Origin of the sequence: Delftia sp. S65 (genome assembly GCF_016516495.1) — a bacterium.
GTDB classification, from domain to species: Bacteria; Pseudomonadota; Gammaproteobacteria; order Burkholderiales; family Burkholderiaceae_C; genus Comamonas; species Comamonas acidovorans.
In genome coordinates this window covers 1-24,245 of record NZ_JACVUR010000024.1, presented here as the reverse complement: position 1 = coordinate 24,245, position 24,245 = coordinate 1, and the positions used below count along the sequence as shown (strand labels likewise).

Below are 24,245 nucleotides of genomic sequence, written 5' to 3'. Positions count from 1 at the left end.
ACAGACATAACAAGCGAACAGCAACAAGCAACGGAGAACACACCATGGACTTTCTGTGGAACGAAGAACAGGAACAGATACGCGACGCCGTCGAGCGCGCCTGCGCCCCCTTTGACGCCGACTACTGGCTGCGCAAGGACCATGAAGGCGGCTTCCCGCACGACTTCCACAAGGCCCTGGCCGACGCGGGCTGGCTGGGCATTGCCATGCCCGAAGAATTCGGCGGCGCGGGCCTGGGCATCAGCGAGGCGGCGCTGATGATGCACACCATCTCGGCCACGGGCGCAGGCCTGTCGGGCGCCTCGGCCGTGCACATGAACATCTTCGGCCTGCACCCCGTCGTCGTCTTCGGCACGGACGAGCAAAAGCGCCGCTGGCTGCCCCCGCTGATCGCGGGCACGGACAAGGCCTGCTTCGGCGTCACCGAGCCCAATGCGGGCCTCAACACCCTCAAGCTGCAGACCCGCGCCGTGCGTGATGGCGACGTCTACGTGGTCCATGGCCAGAAAGTCTTCATCTCCACCGCCCAGGTTGCCAACAAGATCCTGCTGCTGGTGCGCACCAAGCCCGTGGAAGAGTGCAAGGGCACGGAAGGCCTGAGCCTGTTCTACACCGACCTGGACCGCGAACGCATCGAGGTGCGCGAGATCGACAAGCTGGGCCGCAAATGCGTGGACACCAATCAGCTGTTCATCGACGGCCTGCGCATCCCCGCCGAGGACCGCATCGGCGAAGAGGGCAAGGGCTTCTCGTACATCCTGCACGGCCTCAACCCCGAGCGCATCCTCATCGCCGCCGAGGCCGTGGGCCTGGGCCGCGCCGCTCTGGCGCGTGCCACCCAGTACGCCAAGGAGCGCGTGGTCTTCGACCGCCCCATCGGCCAGAACCAGGGCATACAGCACCCGCTGGCCCAGGCCTGGATGGGGCTTGAGGCGGCCCACCTCATGGTGCAAAAGGCCGCCTTCCTCTACGACAGGGGCCTGCCCTGCGGCGCCGAGGCCAACGCCGCCAAGTACCTGGCGGCCGAAGCCTGCGCCAAGGCCTGCGAAACCGCCATCTTCACGCACGGCGGCATGGGCTACGCCAAGGAATACCACGTGGAGCGCTACATGCGCGAATCCTGGATCCCGCGCCTGGCGCCCGTCAGCCCGCAGCTCATCATGTGCTTCATCGCCGAAAAGGTATTGGGCTTGCCTAAATCGTATTGACCCCCTGAGTCGCTTCGCGCCTTCCCCCTTCTCGCTGCGCGGAGGGGGACGACACCCTCGGTGCGGGGCGGCCCTTCCTCGGTGTCTCAAAGTTGAGGTGCGCGGGTTTTGTGGCTGCGAACCATCTGAAGTCCCATGATTTATCAATCTGTATTTCAGAGGTAGCCATGGTGCAAGATGCCATCTCGCTTGCTCCCCATCCGCCGCCTCTCATGAAGACCCACCTGCTGCGCTATTTCGTCGCCCTGGCCGAGGAACGCCACTTCGGCCGCGCGGCCCAGCGGCTGTGCATCACCCAGCCGCCGCTGAGCATGGCGCTCAAGACCCTGGAGCAGGACCTGGGCGCCAGCCTCATGGACCGCGACGCCAAGAACGTGCGCCTCACCCCCGCAGGCGAGGCCTTCCTGGTCGAGGCACGCAAGGTGCTCGCCCAGCTGCAGCATGCTGCCGACGTGGTGCGCGGCGTGGCCGAAGGCATGCAGGGCCGGCTGGACGTGGGCATCACCGGCTCCATGGTCTACCGCCAGGTGCCGGACTTCTGCCGCGCCTTCCGCGCAGAACGCCCCCTGGTCGAAGTCTGCCTGCACGAAATGTCCACGCGCGAGCAACTGCAGGCCATTGCCAGCGGCCAGATCGACTGCGGCTTTCTCAACATAGCCACCCCGCCAGACGGCCTGCAGACCCTGTCGATTGGCGAGGAACCCTTTGTCTGCTGCCTGCCCGCCACGCATGCGCTGGCGCAGCAGCCGGACATCGACCTGCGCGAACTGGCCCGCGACACCTTCGTCATGTTCGCCCGCGAAGTGGCCCCGGCCAACTACGACAACGTCATCGCCTGCCTGCAGCAGGCCGGCATCCACCCCCACACACGCCACGCCGCGCGCCAGTGGCTCACCGTCATGGCCCTGGTCTCGGCAGAACAGGGTGTGGCCCTGGTGCCAAGCTGCATGCAGCACGTGGGCATGAACGGCGTGGTGTTCGTGCCGCTGCGCGGTCCGCAGCAGGCCATGACGCCCGCTGTCATGGCCTGGCGGGCGGACCAGCCTGCGGCGGTGCTGGAGGCGTTTATTGAGCATGTTCGGCGTCTGGTATTGAGAGAGTCGAATGGGCTTTGACACAGATGGGTTACGCCTTTTGAGGCCCTGGCCACACGTTTTCTGTTGTCGCCTGCAGATACATCGCTCTCCTGAATATGGTAGATCGAATAATAGGATTGGTCTTATTGCCTTAGCCATTATTGCGTCCTAGCCTTGCATTGCGCAATTTTGCGCAATATTGAAGGAGATGCAATCATGCGAGAAAATTTCATCGGATCTGTTCTTTGCGTTTTACTTTCTGCAACTGCTTTGTCAGCCAGTGCAGAAGTACTCTCTGAGGAAAAAACCGTATCTGCGAATAGCTATGGGACCAAGATCCCGCTCGGTATTTTTGGCGCTTCTGGAAACTATGGGGATTCACTCAAAGCAATTGACGGAAATGCCGGTACATATTGGAATTCCAATGGATTTTCAACCCAGTGGATTGCCTTGGATCTTGGGTGGGAAAGGAATTTTTCTCTTATTCGTTTGTTGACGGTGCAAAGTCCTGCAGGGGATACAAATCATCGAATATGGGGAAGAACCAATGGAGGGAAAATGATCTTCCTCGGCGCAATCACGAGTTACACGAGTGGTGGTCTTTGGTTGGAATTTCAGAATCGCCGCCCAGACCCTGTGCGAGTTGTCTATGTTGAAACAATATCATCACCATCTTGGGTGGCATGGGCTGATATTGAGATATATCAATAGATGTTGATTCTTGGAAAAGCCTGAGCCTCCTGAATTCTTATTCCTGTTGAGAATTTATTGGGAAAATTGAGGCTGTTTTTGATTGTGGCTATGCAAAATTGGCCAAATACCTCCCCACGTTGAAAAAGCATGCTCACTGTATTTTTTAATTCTTTGAGTTTTCTGGCTTATCTTTGGCAATATTGATGTTGTTTTCTAAGAGAAAATTCAATTCTGCAGATATATCTGCATCGGAGTATGCAGCATTTGCGTTAGTGGGGATTTTCCTGGCGGTAGGACTTGCGTTCTATAATGGTGATATTGAGCTGCCCAGATTGTTGTATATATTGCCATGGATTGTGGGATTTATATTTTTGATCTTTGCCCTCGCACGTGTTATTTCCGGGGTGCTGACTAGCGCAAACCTGCCTTTGCTTTTATTTGCCTTGCTGTTGGTATTTGGCGTTTGTTTCTTTGCACTGAAGTCCACAAGCACAGGATTCATCAGGCACGACGAAATATATAGCTGGGGAATGTGGGGTGTGCAGCATTTTTTGGGTCAGCCCTATGACACCTATTACACTCAGGCTCCGTATCCTCAGTTTTTTGCATATGAACTTGGCTCCGTATTCCTGGCGCAAGGCAATCACGTCTCACATTTCGCTGCGAAGCTTGTGTGCGGCATACCCGCTCTCGTCATCGTTATTGCATTTTCCGACCTTGTTGCAAGAAGCTCCAGCCAACTCATCAACTGGCTGACATTGCTGCTCACTTTCGGAGCATTGGCAAGTTTTGGAAATCTGCTGTTTTGGGCCTATGCCGATCCGCTTGCTACGGCATTGATTCTATTGAGCTTCACGCTCTTGCTGCAGTATTCCGAGAAGCCTGCCAAATTGCGTCCCTTGATGCTGTCGCTGTTCTGCGGTTTGTTGGCATCTCTCACCAAACAACCCGGATTGGTCTGGTGCCTTGCCACGCTTCCCATGCTGATAATCTATGGCGTATGGCGTTGGAAATGGCGGCCTGCGGCATTGGCTGCGTGCATTGTAGCGATGCTGCTTGCAGCAATCTGGCCCCTCTTTGTTGCCCCGGAGTTCACGGGAAATCAAGGGGTGCTTGATATCGTGAAGAAAAATGGCGGATGGATGGCGTCAGTCATGCTATCCCTGAAAAAGTACATCGTCGATTCCCCGGATATAGGCATGCTTCTCATTGGGACAATGCTGGTCTCCTTGTTTTCAGGTAGGGGCAGGGTTTTCTGGATTCTTTGTGTCCTGCCATTTCTGGTTATTTGGTTTACCGTAGGTGCTTATGAACAACGCCATGGAATCCATGTTCTGTTTGTGTCCACAGCTCTTGCCAATTATCTGTTGATTCAAAGATATCCATGTATTGATGTTTCAAGACAACCAAGGATCTTCAATTTTCAAGAGAAAATTCCAACGGATACGATTTGCGTGGCGGTGTCTGTAGTTCTGTTGACTTCATCCGTATATCTTGCATATCAGCGGAATTATTCAAATCTGCAAGATGGGAATAAGGCAATTTTCATATCTCAATTTGGAGGCGAATCAAATGATGTGTACCGAGATATCATAGATAATCAGCGAAGAATTTTTGTTGTCAGCAACTATCAATATGGCATGTTCTTCAACAGGACCATCATTGGCCGGCCAGAGCTACACAGGAGTGTATTGACACCCAAGGACTTTCTTGAAGAACTTGCCAATTTCAAACCTGAATATATTTTCGATGCGGGAGAATGGACTTACGGACCTTATTCTTCTCATCTGCGCGAACTGATTGAGGTTTGCCCGGATGCCTTTTCCTTGACAAAGAAAAACGATTTCTCGCCTTACTCTGCAATCTATCAAGTTGACAGTCAGGCGCTGGGCACCGAGTGCTCGTCCCGCTTTGACAGCGCGCCTCTGTAGTCGGCGATCGACTCTGCCCACGTGCCCACGTGCCCACGTGCCCACGTGTCAGCTTCAGTCCGCTAGCACAGCGTCTGTACTGCCCAGAATCTCCGCCACCTTGAGCGCCAGCGCGTCCAATGTGAACGGCTTGGTCAGAAGCTGCGTCCCGGGGTGCAGGTTTTCCTGGCTGAGCGGAGATGCCTCGGTGAACCCGGTGATGAAGAGCACCGGCAGGTCGGAACGGGCCAGGCGCGCCTCGTCGGCCAGCTGCTTGCCGTTCATTCCGCCGCGAAGCCTCATGTCCGTGATCAGCATGTCCACCCGGGTTCCGGCGCGCAGCACCTGCAGCGCGGCGGCTGCATCGGCCACGGCAAGCACCGTGTAGCCCAGGTCGACAAGCGCCTCGTCGATGAGATGGCGGATCGGGGCTTCGTCATCCACGACCAGCAAGGTCCTTTGGGCAGGAACCACCACCTGCCTTGCCGCGTCGACCGCGCGTTCTGCAACGGGCGCGGCGTCGCATCTGGGCAGATACAGGCAGACCGTGGTGCCCTGGCCCGGCTTGGAGAAGATCCTGACCGCTCCTCCCGATTGCCGTGCGAAACCGTAGATCATCGACAGCCCCAACCCTGTTCCATGGCCCACCGGCTTGGTGGTGTAGAACGGCTCGAAGGCGCGCGCAATGGTCTGCTCCGACATGCCGGTGCCCGTATCGGTGACGCACAGCGACACATAGCCGCCCGGCGGAAGATCCCACTCCCGGGCTGCCGCCTCTTCAAGCTCGATATTGGCTGTCCTGATGGTCAGCCGGCCGCCTTCGGGCATGGCATCGCGGGCGTTGATGCACAGGTTCAGGATGGCGTTCTCCAGCTGCGTTCCATCGATTTGCGCATGCCACAGATGGGCTGCCGGCACGATGTCGATGTCCACGCTGGCGCCCACGGTCCTGCGCAGCAGGTCCTCCCAATCGGCCAGGAGCGCGGCCATATCGGTGGGCTTGGAGTCCAGGATCTGCCGGCGCGAGAACGCAAGCAGCCGCTGCGTGAGCGTGGCGGCGCGCCGCACCGCCCCCTGCGCTCCATGGATGAAGCGCGTGAGGTTGTCCACCTGGCCGCGCGCCAGCATCCGCTGCAGCAGCTCCAGATTGCCCATGACGGCCGCCAGCAGGTTGTTGAAGTCGTGCGCAAGACCGCCCGTCAACTGGCCCACGGCCTCCATCTTCTGCGACTGGCGCAGTTGCTCCTGCACCTTGGCCAGCGCTTCGGCCTTGGCCATTTCGGAGGTGATGTCGCGGCCCACGGCATTGATGCGGCCTGCCGCCGAACGGGTGGACCAGGAGATCCAGCGGTAGCTCCCGTCCCGATGGCGATACCGGTTGTCAAACCGGGCATGCGCCATGCCTGTGGCCAGCTCCTGCGTGTCCTGGATGGTGCGCGCCAGATCCTCCGGATGGATGAGATGAAAAAGCGTGGTGCCGAGCAGCTCGTCTTCACGCCAGCCCAATACCTCGGTCCAGGCCGGGTTGACCGCAGTGATGATGCCCTCGAACGTGCAGCGCATCATGATGTCGGAAGACAGCTGCCACAGCGCGTTGCGGTCGGCCGTGCGCTCTGCCACCTGTTCCTCCAGCGTGGCATTCAAGCGCTCCAGCGCGGCCTGGGCCTGCTTGCGCTCGGTGATGTCGGAGGCCGCTCCCAGCCAGCCGGTGATGGCGCCTGCTGCATCGAACAGCGGCACGGCGCGCGAGAACGCCCAGCCCACGCTGCCATCGACCCGGTTCACCCGGTGCTCGATCACGTAGTCCGTCTTCGTGCGGATGGCCCGCGCGATCTCCGCGCGCACAAGGTCGCGGTCCTCCGGGGGGATGTAGTCTTCCAGCCAGTTCGTGTTGGACGCCTGCGTGTCGGGGATGAACCCGCCGCCTGCCAGCTGGTGCAGCTCGCTCCAGTCCGCACTGATGGAGTAGCGCACTTCCGAGGAGGAGCGCACCAGCGCATCCAGCCGTTCCTCGCTCTGGCGCAACAGGTCCAGCGCCCGCCGTTCCGCATCGATGTCCAAAATGGCGATGGCCGTGGCCACGACTTCCTTGTCTGCATTGCGCAGCGGCACCCCGAACACGCGCGTCCATACTTCGAGCCCCTGGGGCGTGTCATAGACGCAGTCAACACCCGGCACCACCAGCTCCCCGCGGAACGCGCGGGCAGCCACAAACTGGTCGCGGGGAACGGGCTTGCCCTCCTTGTCCCAACTGCGCCAGCGCCCCCGGTCTTCCTCGGCCGACAGCAGCGAAGGGATGGGGGTCTCCGGCAGGAAATGGCGGTAGGCCGGGTTGGACATCAGCACCTTGCCGCCCTTGCTCACCAGGCACAGGCCTATAGGCAGATGCTCGATGAAATCCGAAAACAGCGTCTTCTGGTCCGCCACCTGCGCATTGAACGGGTCCTGATCGCTGGCGCCCGCGCCCTGTACGGCGCTGGCATGGCCCGCCGTGGCAATCGCCAGTTGCGCCCGCAGCCGGGCGTTTTCCTCGCGAAGCAGGGCAATCTCTTCGGACTCTTGGATCATGGGGGGATGGAGCGGGGCGTTGGGTGGAGGAGAGGGGGCAGCTCGCCGCTGGCGGGGACGGCGATGCTGCCTGGGGATCATAGCTGTGACTGCTGGTGCGACCGATGTTGAGGCTGCAGTCCTCGGTGCGGCAATTCTTGTGGGTTTTCGGCCTCCCAGGGACTATGGGGTTGAACTGGCCGTGCAATGGGCTGAATTTGGGTACCCAATGACCGATGAATCGGTCGACGAACGCTCGAAATGTGCCATTGAAAATATGGAAGTCGAGAACCTTATTGGGAAAATGGCAAAAGGATGCATATTCCCGCCAATTTCTCGAATATGAAACAAACAAATCGGCAATGAATGATCTGCCCCGTCGTGCAGGCCATGGCTGAAGGGTGGCGGCGAGAGGGCTTCCCTGCAGGAAACGTGCCGCAGGCACCGCCGCTGCTGTGACTTTCATGTCACACAGCACAGCTGTCACGAAGAATACTTATGTGTTGCTTAGAGTTCCCGCAGCGGTGGCAGGAGGCCACCGTCATTCTCATTAATAAGTTCAGTTCGTATCTCGCCAATGAAAAATCAAAAAACGTGCTCGCGCATTCTGGGACTCGCGATGGGCACATTCTTCGCCTCTTCTTCCAGCTTGGCCTTGGCACAATCTTCCGTCACCATTTTTGGTGTGGTGGACGTCGGTGTCACCATTGCCAAGTCCGGCAGCAACAGGCTCAATGCACTGAACTCCAGCCAAGGCAAGACCAGCTTGCTTGGCTTGCGTGGCACGGAGGACCTCGGCGGCGGCAACCGAGCTCAGCTCTGGCTTGAAGGCGGCCTCAACCCCGATGTCGGCACTGGCGGCAGCAGCGGCTCCCTTGGCTTCGAGCGCCGCTCCACGATCGGGCTGAGCAACAATTCCTGGGGTGAAATCCGGCTGGGTCGCGACTACACCCCCAGCTACAACATCTTCACCGCTTTCGCGGGCCCCGACACCACCACCGGTGTGCAGGCCAATCTGTTCCAGACGATCCGCCAGACTGCCTATAACGCCGCCAGCCAAAGCGGCGTGGTCGACCGCACGCGCATCAGCAACGCCGTGGGCTACTTCCTGCCAAGCGACCTGGGCGGTGTCTATGGCCAGTTCTCGGTTTCCTTTGGCGACGAGAACGCCTCCGGCTCTGGCGCAAGCAAGGCCCGCAGATACATAGGCGGCAACCTGGGCTATCGCTCTGGCCCGCTGAACGTGGGTATCGGCTACGGCAGGATTGACGGCACCGCAGCCGTGGCTTCGCCCAGCGCCATCGCCGCAACCAGCGATCTCGAAGACCTGGTGCTGGGCGCCTCGTACAACTTCGGCAGTTTCCTGCTCAATGGCGGATACAACAGCCTGAAGTGGGAGCCCGTCAACGGCGCAACCTCCGGGAAGGTGGACGGTTTCTACCTGGGCGCAACCATCCCCATGGGGCCAGGCAGCTGGCGCGTCAAGTACGCCAGCGCCAAGTTCAGCGGCAACGCCTCTGCCCTCACGCGCAGCGGCGGCAAGGCCGACAAATATTCGATCGGATATGTCTACGACTTCTCCAAGCGCACCTCTCTGTACGCCGGGCTGGCGCGCGTCAACAACAAGAACGGCGCCAGCGTCGGCCTGATCGGCGGCCCTGCGGGTGTGGCCAACGCCGGCTCGACCGGTGTGGATCTGGGCATCAGCCACTCGTTCTGAGCGGCACAGCGCCTTTTCCAGAAACGAAGCCTTCAAGGCTGGGCAGGCCCTTGCCACGCAGGGCCTGCCGATCTGCCTATCAGGCTTGCCTCTTCTTCTCAAGACCTACTCGCCATGCGACCCCCCACTTCTTCTTCCTGCCTGATGGCAGTGATCGCCGCCGCGGCTGCCTTGCTGAGCGCCTGCGCCGACACCCGCCCGATCCAGGCCGCCGGCTCCGAGACGGTGACGCAGACCACCGGCGTCGGCAGCATCCGCGCCATCGTCACGCGCCAGGACGTCCAGTTCGACGACAGGTTCTATTTCCCCTACGAAGGCCAACACCCCGCCACCAAGGCCGATTTCCCCAAGGGCTTTCTGCCAGCCTACGGTTCGGGCCTGGCCTTGAAGGGCAGGCGTGCCGACGGCACGCTGGAGTTCTACGCCATCACCGATCGCGGCCCGAACGCGACCACCGGCCCGGTCACGCAGATCACCGACGGCTCCAATCCCACGGGCTTTGCCAGTTCCACGGTGTTTCCCTCGCCCAACTTCACTCCGTCCATCGGCGTGATCGCCCTCGGAAAGGACGGAGCCAGGCTCGTCTCCACCCTGCCGCTCAGATTCGGCGCCACACAGAACGCCAACGGCCGCGTGCAGCCACGGGGCATCACAGGCAACACGGGCGAGCAAGTCCTGGACGACTCCTTCACCTATCCCGGCAAGGCCAAGGGCTACAGCGAATTCGGCCTGGACACAGAATCCGTGGTGGTGGATGCCGCACGCAATGTGCTGTGGGTGTCCGACGAATACGGGCCCTTCATCGTGAAGATCGACCCGGCGACCGGCATCATCCAGAAGAAATACGGGCCCGGCACCGGCGCGGCCGATCTGCCGGCCATTCTCGCCAAGCGCCGCGCCAACCGTGGCATGGAGGGGCTGAGCATCGATGCGGCCAGCGGCAAGCTGCACGGTTTCCTGCAAAGCCCTCTGGACGACGGCAAGGCCGACTACACCACCGCTGCCGTTCCCGGCGCCACTGGCAAGCTGGAGAACGTGCGCGACTACGCTCGCTTTGTGCGCTGGGTGGAGTTTGACCCGACCACCGAGAAAACCCGCCTGTTTGCCTTGCCCGTGGACAGTCGCTGGTACAACCAAGGCAAGACCGGCAATGCCAAGCTGGGTGATGTGGTCTCACTGGGCAAGGGGAAGTTCGTCGCCATCGAGCAAGGCACGGGCAAGGACAAAAAAGTCTTCAACGACCTGGTTCTGATCGAGTTTCCGGCCAACGCCACCGACATCACCGCGCTGGGCTCCGACCTGGAAAAGAGCAGCCTGACTGGCAAGCCGGTCAATGGCTCGGACTATTCCAAGGTCGTGACGCTCAAGAAGACCCGGCTCTTCAACCTGAACGCCACCGGCTGGGTGGCCGAGAAGGCCGAAGGCCTGGCACTGGTCGATGACTACACGCTGGCGCTGACCAACGACACCGACTTCGGTGTTTCGCTGGCCGTGCTGGACGCCAGCGGAAAGGAAATCGAAGGCTCGGACGTCACCAAATGCATGGTGGACGCCGAAGGCAAGATCGTGAACGATGGCCAATGCGCCAAGGGCGCGGCGAGCCTGCGCTTTACCACCAATGACGTCAACGATCGCACGCAGCGACTGTGGACCTTTGGGTTCAGCAAGAAGCTGAGCGAATACGGCGCTCCTTGAATGACTGCGACTGGGATTGGGACTGGGACTGGGACTGCATGGCATGGGCAAGACAACGGGGCCACGTTGTTCCAGGGCGGTTCGTCCAGCTCGGTAGTCGCCACGCCGAACCAGCTCGCCACGTGCAGCCCTGGCGCCCACAAACTGGTCCCTGGGGATCGGTTTGCCTTCCTGGTCCCAACTGCGCCAGCACCCCCGGTCTTCCTCGGGCGCCACAAGCGATGGTGGAGGGCTTTCCGGCAGGAAATGGCGCTAGGCCGGATTGGACATCAGCACCTGCCCACACTATGGCTCACCAGGCACAGACCTATCGGCAGATGCTCGATGAAATCCGAGAACAGCGTTTTCTGATCCGCGACCTGCGCATAGAAAGGGTCTTGATCGCTGGCGCTTGCGGCCTGCGCAGCGCTGGCATGGCCAGCCGCGGCAATCGCCAGCTGCGCCCGCAGCTTGGCGTTTTCCTCGCGAAGCAGGGCAATCTCTTCAGACTCTTGGATCATGGGGAATGGAGCGCAGCTTCGGGTGGAGGAGGGTAGTCAGATCGCCGCTGGCGGGGACGGCGATTTTGCTTTGGGGATCATGGCTGTGAGTGGCTGGTTGGGCTGGCTCGTGAGGGCGACCTCAAGACAGGCAAGTGCGGGGCCTCCTCCGGCATCTGGACAGAGCAGCGCTGCCGTTGCGCAAGATCAGCAACTCATTCACGGCGGCGGCCCTCATCAGGGAAAGCTGGCTGATGCAGCTGTGTGCTGAAGAAAAAGCACAGGGCCGCCAGGCTGCGAATGCACCTGGAAGCCCGGGGCTTCAAGGCCGCTGTGCTGCGCGCCAGCGTGGATGCATCGAAGCGAGAGCATTGGGTGGCTGATCAGAGAGTTGCTTGCCGCCTAGCTGTCCATTCGGCAAAACACAAAAGCCCCGGCAGGAACTTCCTGTCGAGGCTTTTTTGGTGGGTGCGATGCGTCCTAGGTCTCAGGCGCTCTATTCTGACGAAATATTAAAAATTGTCTCAATTAACAAATTTTAACAGTTCTGCGAGAACTAATTCGCTTCATCGAAATATACACACTTGACTTTGGTCAAGTAGGGTAAGGAAACTGAAAGCCAGTAAATAGCGCATCTGACGTAAGATGACCTGGCAGGAGAAAGAGGTAGCCTTTACCTCTGCCGAAGGCGCAAACTCCCATAAACGCTCAGGTTCCCCTCACCCGGGGATGTACTGCACATCTAACACGCCGTCTGGAGAGTCGCTGCAATCGCTGTAGCGCGCCGAAGGAGCAAGCCTGTTGTCTGGTCAACAGGTGAATCTCTCAGGTACCGAGGACAGGGGGAGCGGCATCTATACCGTCTTTGGCATCCACCGCCATTTCAGACACGGTATACATCAATGAAAGATTTGGCCATGAGCTACAAAGCTATCTTGGCATTGGGTCTTTTTGCCGTTCTTATTTGCATTCTTCAAAATTCTGGTTCTCTCGCATCATTTTTCGGCGAGAAATCGAATATTTCAGAAGATGCGAATGGCAATGCGTGCCGGCCACCGCCCACAAGACATCCACTGATTTAGAAGATCGACATTCACACGGGAAAACCATCTGCGTTTGCACTGGTTAAATTCGTCGTGTCGGTTCGATGATTTGATCTTAATAGATCATTAATTTTTGATTTTTGGGCTTTAAATAAAACCACTGGATTCAATGTGGCGGTTAATGCTGCTTGATAGATTTATAGCCTCAAAAATCAATAGAGCTAGGTGCCAATGATGGTTGCAGATCAAACAAAAAACACTAGATATAAAAGTACTGGTTATTCCGCAATTCGTACTGTCCTGGCTTTTTTTTGCGGATTTTTCATTTGTTTCGTACCAGTGATAATTTATGTTGCTAATGAAATAGAAAAAACTCTGCCAGATGTGGCTAACCTTTTTCACCATCGACCCGCCCAACCTCTACGAATTTACGCAGCTAGTGAGGAACTGCTGGCTGAATATGGCGAAGAACGTCGTGAGATAGTCTCAATTAGAGAGTTTCCTCGGGCTTTGAAAAATGCAATTATCTCAATAGAGGATGCAAAATTTTACCATCACAGAGGCGTGGATTATTCTGGAGTATTTAGAGCGGTAGTCAGAAATATTGCTAGCCAAGAAAATTCCCAGGGAGCCAGCACGATCACCATGCAAGTAGCTCGCAATATGTTTCTTTCCAAGGAAAAGAGCTATATAAGAAAAATTGCAGAGATCATGTTGGCGTTCAAGATTGAAGCACTTTTCTCTAAAGATCAAATACTTGAAATCTACGTAAACGAAATCTTTCTGGGTGAGAGATCCTATGGGTTCGCAGCTGCAGCATCAACTTATTTCAATAAGAGTTTGAGTGAGTTGAGCATTTCAGAATCCGCTGTGCTAGCTGGCCTCCCTAAGGCTCCATCAGCTTTTAACCCAGTCGCAAACTATCAACGAGCAATGATTAGGAAGAACTATATTCTAGAAAGAATGAAGGAGCTTAATTATTTGAATCAAGAAGAGTTTCTTCAAGCTATTTCAGAAGAAGTAAAAATTACAAAGAGGGCTAACACCAGGGATTCCTCTGTGCAATTTGCAGTCGAAGAAGCGCGCAAAATGATCTACGAACACTATGGGGAAAGCACATATAAGGAAGGCTTTGATGTCGAACTAACAATAGATACACGCCTACAAAAGGCTGCTCATAAGGAATTAAGAGATGGGCTGATGCGCTTGCAAAAAATTCGCGGATGGGAGGGTGTGGAGGGAAGATTTAATGTCGAAGAAAAAGTACTGGACAAAAAAAATATAGAAAAATTTCTCATTAACTTCCCAGATAGTGGCGTATTAAAAGCGGCCGTTATCACCGAAGTATTACCCAACGGAATTGTCAAGGCAATGTTCAGAAATGGTGAGGTGATTACATTATTTTCTGAGTCAGGTGCATATTCCGTCTTGGAACTGACAAAAAGTTCTATTTCACGTAAACGACGAATTGAAAAAGGAACGGTGGTACGTGTAAAACAGCACGCCCAAAATAAATGGGTGCTTAGTCAGAAGCCACATATGGAAGGTGCCATGATTGCAATGGATATGCAAAGTGGGAATATTCTTGCAATGACTGGGGGATTTGATTTTTCTCTCAACAACTTTAATCATGTCACTCAAGCTCAAAGACAAACTGGCTCCACATTCAAACCGTTTGTGTATGGTGCAGCTATCGAAAAAGGATTCTTTCCCGGATTCATCGTGGATGACACACGTCGAGTAGTCAAGCCGGCGCAGCGAGGTAGCGCATCCTGGGCTCCAAGAAATTATGCAAACAACTATGAAGGTGATATCACCATTCGACGCGCATTTATTAGGTCGAAAAATGTGGCAACAGTGAATTTGATGGAAGCCGCAGGTGAGGACTATGTCCGTAACAAGGCTCTATCTTTTGGTTTTATTCCCGATTTTCATCCTCCTGGGCTTCCTCTAGCTCTGGGGGCCGGTTTGACGTCTCCAATGCATCTTACACAAGCCTTTTCTGTGTTTGGGAACAATGGAGCGATGGTGTCCCCTATATTAATCAAGTCCATCAGGCAGCGTAATGGTGATTTATTGTATAAGGCACCGGATGTTAGCGTTAGGCATCAGGTAATTTCGGAAAGAAATGCCTTTATTGTTGATTCCTTACTTAGAGATGTTGTGCGCAGCGGAACAGCCAGGCAGGCTCTTAGATTGGGAAGAGAGGATGTCGCAGGAAAAACAGGTACATCCAACAGATCCAAGGATCTCTGGTTTTCGGGTTACGCCGGAGGAATCGCGGCGACCACTTGGATTGGTTATGACGATCCAAAGAGCTTGGGTGCTGTCACTGGCGGAACAATCGCATTGCCGGTCTGGATCAAATTCATGGAGCAAGCATTGAGCGGTAGGCCTGAAATACAAGTAACCGTTCCACCAGAAGTTTCTCTTATTGGCGGAGATTATATTTACACAGAATTTCTCGAGAAAAGGATATGTTCGAACTCTATGTCGAATTATGTTCGATCTCCCTATTCTTGCGATATTAAGTAAATAGGAATCCAGTTGAGTATGAAAATGGTTGCAGTTACCAAAATTTTGCCAAAAGTATATCTGTATCTAACAATTTGTTGTGCTACTTTGTTCAATAGCGAGCATGTCTTTGCACAGATTAGTAGATCAATTCCTCTGGATGCTAAAAGCTATGTGCTAATTGACGCTTATACACACCAGGTCATCGCTGAAAATAATGCGAACGATCCAGTACATCCTGCTTCGCTAACCAAATTGATGACAGCTTATCTGGCATTTGACTCAGTCAAGCACCGTCGTATATCGCTCGATCAGCGTCTGCCAGTCTCAAAACGTGCTTGGGATGAGCGGCTGGGAAACGGTACGTTGATGTTTTTGGCCATGGGAATGTCTCCTACTATGGATGAGTTATTAAGCGGGTTAATAGTTCAATCTGGTAACGACGCAGCTGTTGTACTGGCGGAAGCAATTGGCGGGTCAGTGGAAGGCTTTGTTCAAATGATGAATTACAAAGCAAAAGAGTGGGATTTGAAAAATACGAATTTTGTTAATTCGACTGGATTGACAAATGAAAATCACAAAATGAGTGCAATGGATGCAGCAAAAATAATGAGTCAAATTCTGGAGGATCATCCAAAACTGTTTCATTCATATTTTTCATTAAAAGAATATACGTTTAATGGAATTAGGCAATTGAATAGAAATGCATTATTAGATATTGATCATGGTTTTGATGGCGGAAAAACTGGATATACAGATGCTGCTGGGTATTGCCTCGCTACAACCTCGCATCGCAAAGATGAAAATGGGCATGACCGCAGACTTATCAGCATTGTCATGGGCGCCACATCTAAGGATTCACGGAAGCTTGAAACACTCAAACTCGTGAACTGGGGGTTCAGTGCTTTCAGGTGGGAGGGCCTTTTTGAGAAAAATCGTGTAGTCAAATCAGTGCGAGTGTGGCAAGGAGACATCTTAAATGTAGAACTTGTCGTAGATCGAGATGTGTCCATTGCTGTGCCAAAAGAAACAGATAGAAAAAATTTGGTCATTGATTTCGAAGTGGATGAGCCGTTAACTGCGCCTCTTGAGAAAGGCCAGCAGGCAGGATGGGTAAAAATAATGACCAGAGACGGTGTTTTTATAAGCCGACATCCTTTATTGGTTTCTCGGGAAATTATTAAAGGTAGCTATCCAAAAAGACTTTTTCATGCATTTATCATCCATTCGAAAAATCTAGTAAACCAATTTCTAGGGTTATTTTCAAAGATATAGCGAAAATGTTAGATGCATTTCTATGTTTTACATCTAGGTCAACTACGAATATCTGCTGAATTTAGGTTTATCGAAATTGGTGAAATCTGTAACATATTCGAATAGTCCCCTATTGGCGACAAGGACTCCTGTGTGGCGCAGCAAGCTCATCATGATTATCTTCTTCTTAGGATTTACTATTATTTGCTTTCGTGCCATTTGGGTGCAGTTTATTGGCAACGATTTCTTCTTACATCAAGGTGACATTCGATACACAAGAACAGTAAATCATCTTCCTATGCGTGGAAATATCCTAGATAGGGATGGTCGAGTTCTGGCATCAAGTGCACCGGCCAAAAGTATATGGGCCGATCGTAAACAAGCAAAACCTAGCCAAGAAGAATTGCAAGTGCTGGCTGCTCTTTTGGAAATAGATTCCAAGGATCTGGAAAAGAGACTGTCGAATGTCCGTGCAGGAAATTTCGTATGGCTAAAACGCCACATTGATTTTTCCCTGGCTGAAAAAATTGCATCCTTAAAGATTAAAGGAATATACGAGAGATTGGAGCATAAGCGTCATTACCCACTCGGCGCAGCAATATCCCAAGTGGTTGGTTTTTCAAATGTGGAAGGACGAGGCCAGGAGGGAATTGAACTAAATTTTGAAAGCGAGCTAAGTGGATTTCCAGGACTTAGACGCGTACTCAAAGACAGGCTTGGCAAAGTGATCGCCGAAGTGGGTGAGGAAGTCGCTCCTATTAACGGTTCCGATATTCAATTGTCTATTGACAGCACCATCCAGCATTACACATATCAAAAAATTAGCGAAGCAGTCATAAAAAACAAAGCGACATCCGGCAGTGCTGTCGTTTTGGATGCAATGACTGGCGAAGTTCTAGCTTTGGCTAATTATCCTAGTTTCGACCCTTTGGACAGAAACCATTCGTCCTTTGCCAACTCAAGAAACACTGCCGTTGTTGATAGTTTTGAGCCCGGATCCGCTATCAAACCTTTGGCAATGGGGGCCGCCTTGCAGCTAAAAAAACTGACGCCACTAACCACTTTCGATACACGCCCCGGCGTTCTTAACTACCAGGGAAGCCGGATATCCGATGTGGGTAATTTCGGTGTTCTAACAGCTAGAGAGGTCATTGCTAAATCAAGCAACATAGGGATGGTAAAAGTTGCGGATCTTATGAAGCCCGAAGAAATGTGGCATATGTACAGTCTCCTCGGCATCGGGCGTAAGCCAGAAATCGAGTTTCCTGGCGCGTCAGGTGGAAGGCTTAGGCATTGGCACAACTGGCGCCCTGTGGAGCAGGCAACGATGGCTTATGGATATGGCCTTTCCATGTCATTGCTTCAATTGGCTACGGCATATACAGCTATTGCTGGTGATGGTCGGCTACGCCCTGCTTATTTATTAAAGAACTCAAAGCCACCTGAGAGCGTTAGAGTTTTCTCTGAAGAAGTTGCAGAGGAGCTGCGAAACATGATTTGGCTTTCTGGAGGGGCTGGACGAAAAAATGCGCGTGCCAACACTGAGGGCTACTCGGTTGGTGGGAAATCAGGGACGACAAGGAAGCTTATTGATGGCGTCTATCAACGCGGGTCTTATCGTTCTTGGTTTGTCGGAATGTCCCCAATTTCGAACTCATATTCAAAAATTATTGTTGCTGTAATGATTGATGAGCCCAGGGCGGGAAAATACTATGGAAGTGCCGTGGCTGCTCCGATATTTAACTCTGTAATTTCAGAAAGCTTGAGATTAATGGGCTATCAACCTGACACAATCATTGAAAGGGGAAAGCAGAATTCAGATTAATCTCTTGTGGCTCTATTTTTAATCAATTCCCCATTGTGTTTATTCACATAGATAACTTACTGATATCGAATTATGTCTAATTGCAAGAATATTTGTCTCAAAATTACGTCGCCCCTGCTCCTTCTATTTCTTGGAAGTGCTCAGGCCACTGAGTATGTATATGTCGGTCAGCCGTACCATTCACATGTAATCTTGGTCAAAATTGTTAACGGCATACCCGTTCCAACATATGCTCCAATTCCACAGCCATTTAGTTCTGGAATGAGGGCTACGGCGAGAATTGTTACAAAAAAAAGGCTGCCTTCAAATCTAGATCAATTCACGGATATTGGGCCGAATGGACTTAACTTAATTGAAGAGTCAAGTTTCAACAACGGAATCCGCACCATCACTAATACAGATCCTGCCCTTCAATTTAGCGCACCTGGTTCCGGTCGAGGTTCGTCATCCGTCATTACTGATAATGATGGGAATATTGTGAATTATGAGTTTGCTTTTGTGACAAAAAATCCTTCATTACCGCTTTATGATATTTTTACAATTGTAGGCCCTTTTTCATCACCAATTGCTCAGGATGTGGGGACAACAATGATGTTTAACGCAAAATGCCCCAGTGATACGGTTTATGGGAAGAACTGTGAAATTCCAGAGATCTATGAAGATCCTGACTCCTACGGGTTAATCACTTGGGGTACCGGAAAATGGTACAGCTTTGAAAATGAAAATGAAAATGAGAATGTAATGCTGACTCTGGATAAAGGGCAAGAGCACTCCATTGATCTAATTTCTGGAAAAAAAATCAATGGGAAGTCCATAACTCTTGGCTCGACCGGCAACGCCATTATTTCAACTACGAGTACATTGCCTGCAGAAATTTTCTTCAATACGGAGGCAGGATCTCTCAACGTGTCATCAAAACTTTCGCCTGGCAATTACACTATTTCTTACAAGCTTTGTGACTCTAAATCTGAAATTGCATGTGCTTCATATAATTTGAAAATTTTATTGAAGAATGATCTGAACCCTGTGCCTGGTAAAACACATGCAGTGCCTACGTTGAGCCATATTTCCTTAATTGGATTGTCAACGCTAATGGTTACATTTTTTGGTATTCGTGGTTTTCGCAGGAGGACGTAATTTCTAATTTTCGTAAGAAAAGTTCATCCAATGAATAGTTTCGATCGGGCTATGTGAGTCGTCATCAAGAAAGAAATTAATGCTTTCCGAAAATTGTTCTCAAAAGTTCATAAAAGTATCATCTCAGCTAAGAATTTCAACTGACCTACGGGATGCATTAAAGAACTCTAAAATAGATGTTTATTACCAACCTAAAATTCAAGTCCAAACAGGACAGATCATCGGTTTTGAAGCATTGGCACGATGGGTGCATCCATCACTTGGGAATATTCCACCAGAGGTTTTTATTCGTATTGCAGAGCAAACAGGGCAAATTAAGGAGTTAACAAGCTTCGTCTTACAGTCCGTGGCTACTCAGCAGCAAGCTTGGTCTGATTTAGGATTGTCATTTCCAATATCCATAAATGTATCGGCAGCAGTTTTTCTGGAGCCATTATTTGTGGAGTCATTTCTTCAGTTTTTCAAAACTCACCATCTTTCTCCAAATTGTTATGACCTGGAGATAACTGAAACTGCTTTTGTTGCATTTCCTGAGAGGCTTACGGAGGCTATTCGATTAATAAGAAGCAGCGGGTTCAGAATTTACATAGATGATTTCGGTGTTGGTTTTTCATCGTTTAGTAGACTCAGCTCACTTCCAGTAGATGGTCTAAAAATAGACAAAACCTTTCTTCGCAATGCCCATCAGCATAGAAATGCATTTTTAGTATTGGAATCGATTATTAGCCTTTCTAAAAAACTGAGGATTGAAAGCGTGATGGAAGGCGTAGAAACAGAGCAGGATCTATTGTTTCTTCAAACCATTGGTTGTGATGCTGCACAGGGTTTTTTGATAAGTGCACCAATGGATCCTGGCGAGGCTGTCCGCTGGTTGCAGCGTCGTAAGAATCTTTCATGGCATAGCATTTAGAAAGTGATCAGATTTAACATGTTATATTTACAAGCCGGAAGCATTAAGCTCAAAAAAATACACCATAAGGTTTTCTTTTCCATTTTCTTTATTCTTTCAATGTGTTCCTGTGCAAATAGAATGGAACAAAGATTAGCGGAGTGCGAGGCCTATGGCGTGAGCAGGGATACGTGTTACAAGGCCGAGAGAGACGATGCGAGGAGTTATCAAGAACAGTCGCATATCAGATACGACAGGGCCCTCAAGGCAGCGGAAGAAGTTAGATTAAGAAGAAAGGCTAAATAGATTTGGTGTCGCAATGATGTTGAATTTCTATCTCATAAACAGATTTTATACGACAAATGCAAATGACAGATGACTACGAGACACTACTTAGGAAAAAGGCGGAGATTGAAGCTTCTATTGCTGAAATTCTGAAATCAGAGAAAAACAAGTCTATCGCCAGTGCGAGAAATCTGATCGAGTTATTTCAATTGAAGCCAGCGGACGTTTTTGCTTCTAATGCGCGCAAGTCGCAAGATGCGGGACATGGAGCAAAGTCTCGCGATCCAACGCCAGGATCAACACGGCCTGGTAGAGGGAAACCGCCTAATTTGATTAAGCACTGCTAAAACTAATCCATCAGAGGTGCCCTCAAAGCAGTTACGCTGGCTGCCCTCATGGCACGACGTCCCGTAAGCAAAGAACTGTGGCGACAGCTGCAACCCCTCATCCCAGCCTTCGTGCCTTCTGCCAAAGGCGGTGCGCGCAAACTCGCAGTCAGTGATGAGCCGCCCTCAGCGGCATCTTGTTCGTGCTGCAAACAGGCATTCCCTGGGAAGACTTCCCCAATTTCTTGGGTATGGCAGCGGCATGACCTGCTGGTGGCGCCTGCACGACTGGAATGCCGCCGGTGTCTGGGAGCAGTTGCACCAGGCCATGCTGACTCGCTTGCGTGGACATGACCAAATCGATTGGAGCCGGGCCAGCATTGATGGCTCCTCGGTACCAAGCCCCCAGGGGCCAGGAAACGGGACCCAACCCAACGGGACAGAGGCAAGCTCGGCTCCAAGCGACACATCGTTGTAGATGCCAGAGGCATTCCTCTGGTGATCTTGTTCAGCGGTGTGAACAGGCACGTAAAAGACCGGCCAAGATGCACGCCGACAAAGACTACGACTTCAAGCGATGCCGAGCCCACTTGAGGCAGCGGCGCATCATTGGCCGGATTGCCAGACGAGGCATTGAGAGCAGCGAGCGGCTGGGCAAACACCGGTGGGTGGTGGAGAGCACGCACAGCTGGTTTGCAGGCTTTGGCAAGTTGCGAATCCGCTTTGAAAGACGACTGGATATCCACGAAGCGCTGCTGAAACTGGCAGCGGTGATCATCTGTGCACGCTTCGTGGATCGGTGGTGTTAGCCACTCTAAATACCGCTTTCACTTCTTTCTACTCGCCCATCCACCTCATTTACCACATCCCCCGGCGCAACCCCCAACATCTTGCATAGCTTGAAGGCAGACCGAAGGCTTGGCCTCTTATCAGCTTCTGTCTTCTCTGCCTCTTTACAAAATTCCAACTACAGGTGGCAGACAGAGACTTGGTAAAGCCGGAAGCTTTGCTGTCCGGTTCTCTCGCTTCCACTGCGTGCAGTGGCTCTGGGATCGGGACCCTCTCGACAGGACTCCAATGCCCCAGCCAACCCTCGCCACCACACCCCCACCCAAACTCGAAGACCTGGCCATAGACGCCGTCCTGCACATGGGCGCTGCGCTGGATGTGCTGGACCTGCACGCTCGCCACAAGGTCACGGCCATCAATTGCGTGTGCCGCGATCTGCTGCGCATCTACTACGTGAAGGCCGATCAGGCGCAGTCGCTGGAGCCGGAGGACAGGGAACTGGTGGGCCTGCTGCACGACATGGCGGTGAACCTGGGCTATGCCATTGAGGTGGTGGAGCATCTCAATGGCGATGAGGCCGACGACCCCATTCTTTATGCCGTGAGCTATCTGCTCAGGGCGGCGAAGCGGTTTGCGGATGAGGGGGTGTCGGTGGCGTTGGCCTGAGGAGTGCTGCAGGCGCGGATGGCCTGCGGATATGGCGGGAACGACGCAAAAAATGGGCGAAAAAAAGCGCGCCTCATGCTGAAGCGCGCTGTCGGGTTGGGGTCGAGACTCAGTCCTTTTTGGCCCGGATGACTTCGCCGCCCACGGCGTCGATCTTGACTTCCATGAGCGTGCCGTTGGCCTGCAGCACTTCGACCTGGTAGCTGGTCTGGCCCCAGTGGGAGTCCAGTTCCGCGCTGACGGGCGTGCCCGGAGTGTGGCGGGTGGCGGCCTGGATGGCTTGCTCTATGGTGGATTTGGCCTTTTCCAGGCGCTGGCGGTCCTTGCGCTTGGCGGCGCCGTCGTTCTTGTGCTGGGCGGCCTGGCCGGTGATGGCGTTGACCCAGACTTCCACGCTGTCGCCGCCCGGGGTGATGACTTCGATTTCGTAGCGCGGGCCCATGCCGTCGCCGTCGTCCAGCTGGGCTTCGATGGCCTTGCCGGGCACGGCCTGGGTGGCGCGGGTGATGGCCTGCTCCAGCGGGATCTTGGCCTGGCTGGTGATGGTCTGCCATTCGGCCACCGACTTGGCTGCGGCGGGCAGGGCGGCGGTGGCGCAGGTCAGGGCCAGGGCGATGGAGAGGGCGGCAGTGCGAGCGAACGGGGCGGGCTTCATGGGTGTGGGCTCCTTCCGGGAATGGGGTTGGACAAGACAACGGTCGGGGCCATTGTCTCTACCGTCCCGGAGAGCGGTTGTCGGAGAGGGCGCCCTTTGCCCTCTCCGGTGTGCTGCTGTTTGATCCAGCGCAGGCTTTGGGTCAGAGACCCAATACCTTGGCCACGTAGTCGGCGTCCTTGTCGCCCCGGCCCGAGAGGTTGATGAGGATGTGCTGGTCCTTGGGCAGGCCGGGCGCCACGCGCATGGCCCAGGCCACGGCGTGGGCGCTTTCCAGCGCGGGGATGATGCCTTCCACGCGCGACAGCTGCATGAAGGCGTCCAGGCATTCCTTGTCGGTGACGGATTCGTACTGCACGCGGCCCAGGTCCTTGAGGTAGCTGTGCTGCGGGCCCACGCCCGGATAGTCCAGGCCCGAGGCAATGCTGTGCACGGCAGCCGGCGTGCCATCTGCGTTTTCCAGCACGTAGCACTTCATGCCGTGGATTTCCCCGGGCTTGCCCATGCTGAGGGTGGCTGCGTGGCGGCCGGGCTTGTCCGTGCCTTCGCCCGAGGGCTCCACGCCGACGAGCTTGACCGAGGCATCGCCCAGGAAGGCCGTGAAGATGCCCATGGCGTTGGAGCCGCCGCCCACGCAGGCGGCCACGTGGTCGGGCAGCTTGCCGTGTTTGGCCTGAAATTGCTCGCGCGCCTCGCGGCCGATGATGCTCTGGAAGTCGCGCACCATCATCGGGAACGGGTGGGGGCCGACCACGGAGCCGATGGCGTAGATGTAGTCCGTGGGGTTGGTGAGGTATTCCTCGAAGGCGCTGTCCACGGCCTCCTTGAGCGTGGCCGCGCCGCGCGTGACGGGCACGAGCTTGCAGCCCAGGATGCGCATCTTGGTGACGTTGGGGTGCTCCTTCTCGATGTCCACCTGGCCCATGTGGATCTCGCAGGGAATGCCCACCAGCGCGCAGGCCGTGGCCAGGGCCACGCCGTGCTGGCCGGCGCCGGTTTCTGCGATGACCTTTTTCTTGCCCATGAACTTGGCCAGCAGGGCCTCGCCCAGGCAGTGGTTGATCTTGTGGGCGCCGGTGTGGTTGAGGTCTTCGCGCTTGAGGTGGATCTGTGCGCCGCCGAGCTGCTCCGACAGGCGCCGCGCGTGGAAGATGGGGCTGGGGCGGCCCACGTAGTCGGCGAAGAGCTGGGCCAGTTCCTGCTGGAAGTCTTGGCGTTTGGTGATTTCGGCGTAGGCGGTGTTGATGTCGTCCATGGCCTGCTTGAGGTGGGGCGGGACCAACTGGCCGCCGTAGGGGCCGAAGTAGCCTTCTGCTGTGGGCATGGGGGCGAAGGTGGGGGGTGTAGTGGTCATGGTTGCTGGCGGGTGTTCTGTGGAATGGCGGATGGTGGCGGTGGCAGCTTACGTAGGGCTTCTGTGCCGCTGAAGAGAGAAAACCCCGGTTGGATTGACCGGGGTTTCTTGCTGTTTGACCCTGCCAGGTGGTTGTTTTTCGAGGCCGGGTTTCGGCCCGGCGGCCGACCGACATTAATT

At 54.1% G+C, this 24,245-nt stretch carries 17 protein-coding genes, 1 pseudogene and 1 riboswitch; of the genes and pseudogenes, 15 read left to right on the top strand and 3 right to left on the bottom strand.

The features are described 5' to 3' along the window. The first annotated feature begins 44 nt into the window (after positions 1–44). The 4 genes from IAE24_RS18555 (at position 45) to IAE24_RS18540 (ending at position 4,908) form a co-directional block, all read left to right on the top strand. Complete coding sequence (locus tag IAE24_RS18555) at positions 45–1,208, top strand: acyl-CoA dehydrogenase family protein (protein WP_012205503.1); 1,164 nt, start codon at positions 45–47, stop codon at positions 1,206–1,208. 167 nt (positions 1,209–1,375) lie between these two features. After that, positions 1,376–2,323 carry a LysR substrate-binding domain-containing protein gene (locus IAE24_RS18550; protein WP_199962195.1) on the top strand — a complete coding sequence of 316 codons (948 nt, stop codon included), beginning with the start codon at positions 1,376–1,378 and terminating at the stop codon, positions 2,321–2,323. A 177-nt stretch (positions 2,324–2,500) separates the two neighbouring features. Continuing rightward, entirely contained in the window at positions 2,501–2,995 is a 495-nt protein-coding gene (locus tag IAE24_RS18545; protein WP_139093425.1) for a discoidin domain-containing protein, read from the top strand. 185 nt (positions 2,996–3,180) lie between these two features. Beyond that, positions 3,181–4,908 (top strand): hypothetical protein, encoded by a 1,728-nt coding sequence (locus IAE24_RS18540; RefSeq protein ID WP_199962194.1) that lies wholly within the window; start codon positions 3,181–3,183, stop codon positions 4,906–4,908. Between the two features lie 54 nt (positions 4,909–4,962). Here the strand turns inward: IAE24_RS18540 and IAE24_RS18535 are convergent, their stop codons facing one another. Then, positions 4,963–7,455, bottom strand: a complete 2,493-nt coding sequence (locus IAE24_RS18535; protein WP_199962193.1) for a hybrid sensor histidine kinase/response regulator — start codon at positions 7,453–7,455, stop codon at positions 4,963–4,965. Between the two features lie 598 nt (positions 7,456–8,053). Here IAE24_RS18535 and IAE24_RS18530 point away from each other — a divergent pair. The 11 genes and pseudogenes from IAE24_RS18530 (at position 8,054) to IAE24_RS18480 (ending at position 22,056) form a co-directional block, all read left to right on the top strand. Continuing rightward, positions 8,054–9,154, top strand: a complete 1,101-nt coding sequence (locus IAE24_RS18530; protein WP_199962192.1) for a porin — start codon at positions 8,054–8,056, stop codon at positions 9,152–9,154. Between the two features lie 114 nt (positions 9,155–9,268). Then, positions 9,269–10,849 carry an esterase-like activity of phytase family protein gene (locus IAE24_RS18525; protein ID WP_199962191.1) on the top strand — a complete coding sequence of 527 codons (1,581 nt, stop codon included), beginning with the start codon at positions 9,269–9,271 and terminating at the stop codon, positions 10,847–10,849. A gap of 287 nt (positions 10,850–11,136) precedes the next feature. After that, a complete protein-coding gene (locus IAE24_RS18520) occupies positions 11,137–11,385 on the top strand; it encodes a hypothetical protein (protein WP_199962189.1) in 249 nt (82 codons plus the stop codon). Positions 11,386–12,072: 687 nt separating this feature from the next. Continuing rightward, positions 12,073–12,180: riboswitch (glycine riboswitch) on the top strand. 422 nt (positions 12,181–12,602) lie between these two features. Beyond that, positions 12,603–14,906: a penicillin-binding protein 1A gene (locus IAE24_RS18515; RefSeq protein WP_199962188.1), complete on the top strand. Its 2,304-nt coding sequence runs from the start codon at positions 12,603–12,605 to the stop codon at positions 14,904–14,906. Between the two features lie 24 nt (positions 14,907–14,930). After that, the gene (locus IAE24_RS18510; RefSeq protein WP_199962186.1) at positions 14,931–16,160 is read left to right on the top strand and encodes a D-alanyl-D-alanine carboxypeptidase family protein; all 1,230 of its coding nucleotides are present in this window, start codon (positions 14,931–14,933) and stop codon (positions 16,158–16,160) included. Positions 16,161–16,236: 76 nt separating this feature from the next. Then, complete coding sequence (locus tag IAE24_RS18505) at positions 16,237–17,964, top strand: peptidoglycan D,D-transpeptidase FtsI family protein (protein WP_013802483.1); 1,728 nt, start codon at positions 16,237–16,239, stop codon at positions 17,962–17,964. A gap of 192 nt (positions 17,965–18,156) precedes the next feature. Beyond that, entirely contained in the window at positions 18,157–19,101 is a 945-nt protein-coding gene (locus IAE24_RS18500; RefSeq protein WP_157158276.1) for an IPTL-CTERM sorting domain-containing protein, read from the top strand. A 79-nt stretch (positions 19,102–19,180) separates the two neighbouring features. Beyond that, positions 19,181–20,011, top strand: a complete 831-nt coding sequence (locus IAE24_RS18495) for an EAL domain-containing protein (RefSeq protein WP_199962184.1) — start codon at positions 19,181–19,183, stop codon at positions 20,009–20,011. A gap of 347 nt (positions 20,012–20,358) precedes the next feature. Continuing rightward, the gene (locus IAE24_RS18490; protein ID WP_199962182.1) at positions 20,359–20,622 is read left to right on the top strand and encodes an H-NS family nucleoid-associated regulatory protein; all 264 of its coding nucleotides are present in this window, start codon (positions 20,359–20,361) and stop codon (positions 20,620–20,622) included. 48 nt (positions 20,623–20,670) lie between these two features. Continuing rightward, positions 20,671–21,410, top strand: a pseudogene (locus IAE24_RS18485) (IS5 family transposase). A gap of 268 nt (positions 21,411–21,678) precedes the next feature. Continuing rightward, positions 21,679–22,056: a hypothetical protein gene (locus tag IAE24_RS18480; RefSeq protein WP_199962180.1), complete on the top strand. Its 378-nt coding sequence runs from the start codon at positions 21,679–21,681 to the stop codon at positions 22,054–22,056. Positions 22,057–22,165: 109 nt separating this feature from the next. On the opposite strand, the gene IAE24_RS18475 is transcribed toward IAE24_RS18480, so the two are convergent. Together IAE24_RS18475 and trpB are read right to left on the bottom strand one after the other, a co-directional pair. Beyond that, positions 22,166–22,711 carry a PepSY domain-containing protein gene (locus IAE24_RS18475; protein WP_126312259.1) on the bottom strand — a complete coding sequence of 182 codons (546 nt, stop codon included), beginning with the start codon at positions 22,709–22,711 and terminating at the stop codon, positions 22,166–22,168. A 142-nt stretch (positions 22,712–22,853) separates the two neighbouring features. Next, positions 22,854–24,065, bottom strand: coding sequence for a tryptophan synthase subunit beta (trpB, locus tag IAE24_RS18470; RefSeq protein ID WP_197956305.1), 1,212 nt, complete (start codon positions 24,063–24,065; stop codon positions 22,854–22,856). Positions 24,066–24,245 lie beyond the last annotated feature (180 nt).

Bases quoted from the DNA above. Each gene is read 5' to 3' on its own strand.
- IAE24_RS18555 (WP_012205503.1), top strand. From the start codon at position 45: ATGGACTTTCTGTGGAACGAAGAACAGGAACAGATACGCGACGCCGTC.
- IAE24_RS18550 (WP_199962195.1), top strand. From the start codon at position 1,376: ATGGTGCAAGATGCCATCTCGCTTGCTCCCCATCCGCCGCCTCTCATG.
- IAE24_RS18545 (WP_139093425.1), top strand. From the start codon at position 2,501: ATGCGAGAAAATTTCATCGGATCTGTTCTTTGCGTTTTACTTTCTGCA.
- IAE24_RS18540 (WP_199962194.1), top strand. From the start codon at position 3,181: ATGTTGTTTTCTAAGAGAAAATTCAATTCTGCAGATATATCTGCATCG.
- IAE24_RS18535 (WP_199962193.1), bottom strand. From the start codon at position 7,455: ATGATCCAAGAGTCCGAAGAGATTGCCCTGCTTCGCGAGGAAAACGCC.
- IAE24_RS18530 (WP_199962192.1), top strand. From the start codon at position 8,054: ATGGGCACATTCTTCGCCTCTTCTTCCAGCTTGGCCTTGGCACAATCT.
- IAE24_RS18525 (WP_199962191.1), top strand. From the start codon at position 9,269: ATGCGACCCCCCACTTCTTCTTCCTGCCTGATGGCAGTGATCGCCGCC.
- IAE24_RS18520 (WP_199962189.1), top strand. From the start codon at position 11,137: ATGGCTCACCAGGCACAGACCTATCGGCAGATGCTCGATGAAATCCGA.
- IAE24_RS18515 (WP_199962188.1), top strand. From the start codon at position 12,603: ATGATGGTTGCAGATCAAACAAAAAACACTAGATATAAAAGTACTGGT.
- IAE24_RS18510 (WP_199962186.1), top strand. From the start codon at position 14,931: ATGGTTGCAGTTACCAAAATTTTGCCAAAAGTATATCTGTATCTAACA.
- IAE24_RS18495 (WP_199962184.1), top strand. From the start codon at position 19,181: ATGCTTTCCGAAAATTGTTCTCAAAAGTTCATAAAAGTATCATCTCAG.
- IAE24_RS18490 (WP_199962182.1), top strand. From the start codon at position 20,359: ATGACAGATGACTACGAGACACTACTTAGGAAAAAGGCGGAGATTGAA.
- IAE24_RS18480 (WP_199962180.1), top strand. From the start codon at position 21,679: ATGCCCCAGCCAACCCTCGCCACCACACCCCCACCCAAACTCGAAGAC.
- IAE24_RS18475 (WP_126312259.1), bottom strand. From the start codon at position 22,711: ATGAAGCCCGCCCCGTTCGCTCGCACTGCCGCCCTCTCCATCGCCCTG.
- trpB (WP_197956305.1), bottom strand. From the start codon at position 24,065: ATGACCACTACACCCCCCACCTTCGCCCCCATGCCCACAGCAGAAGGC.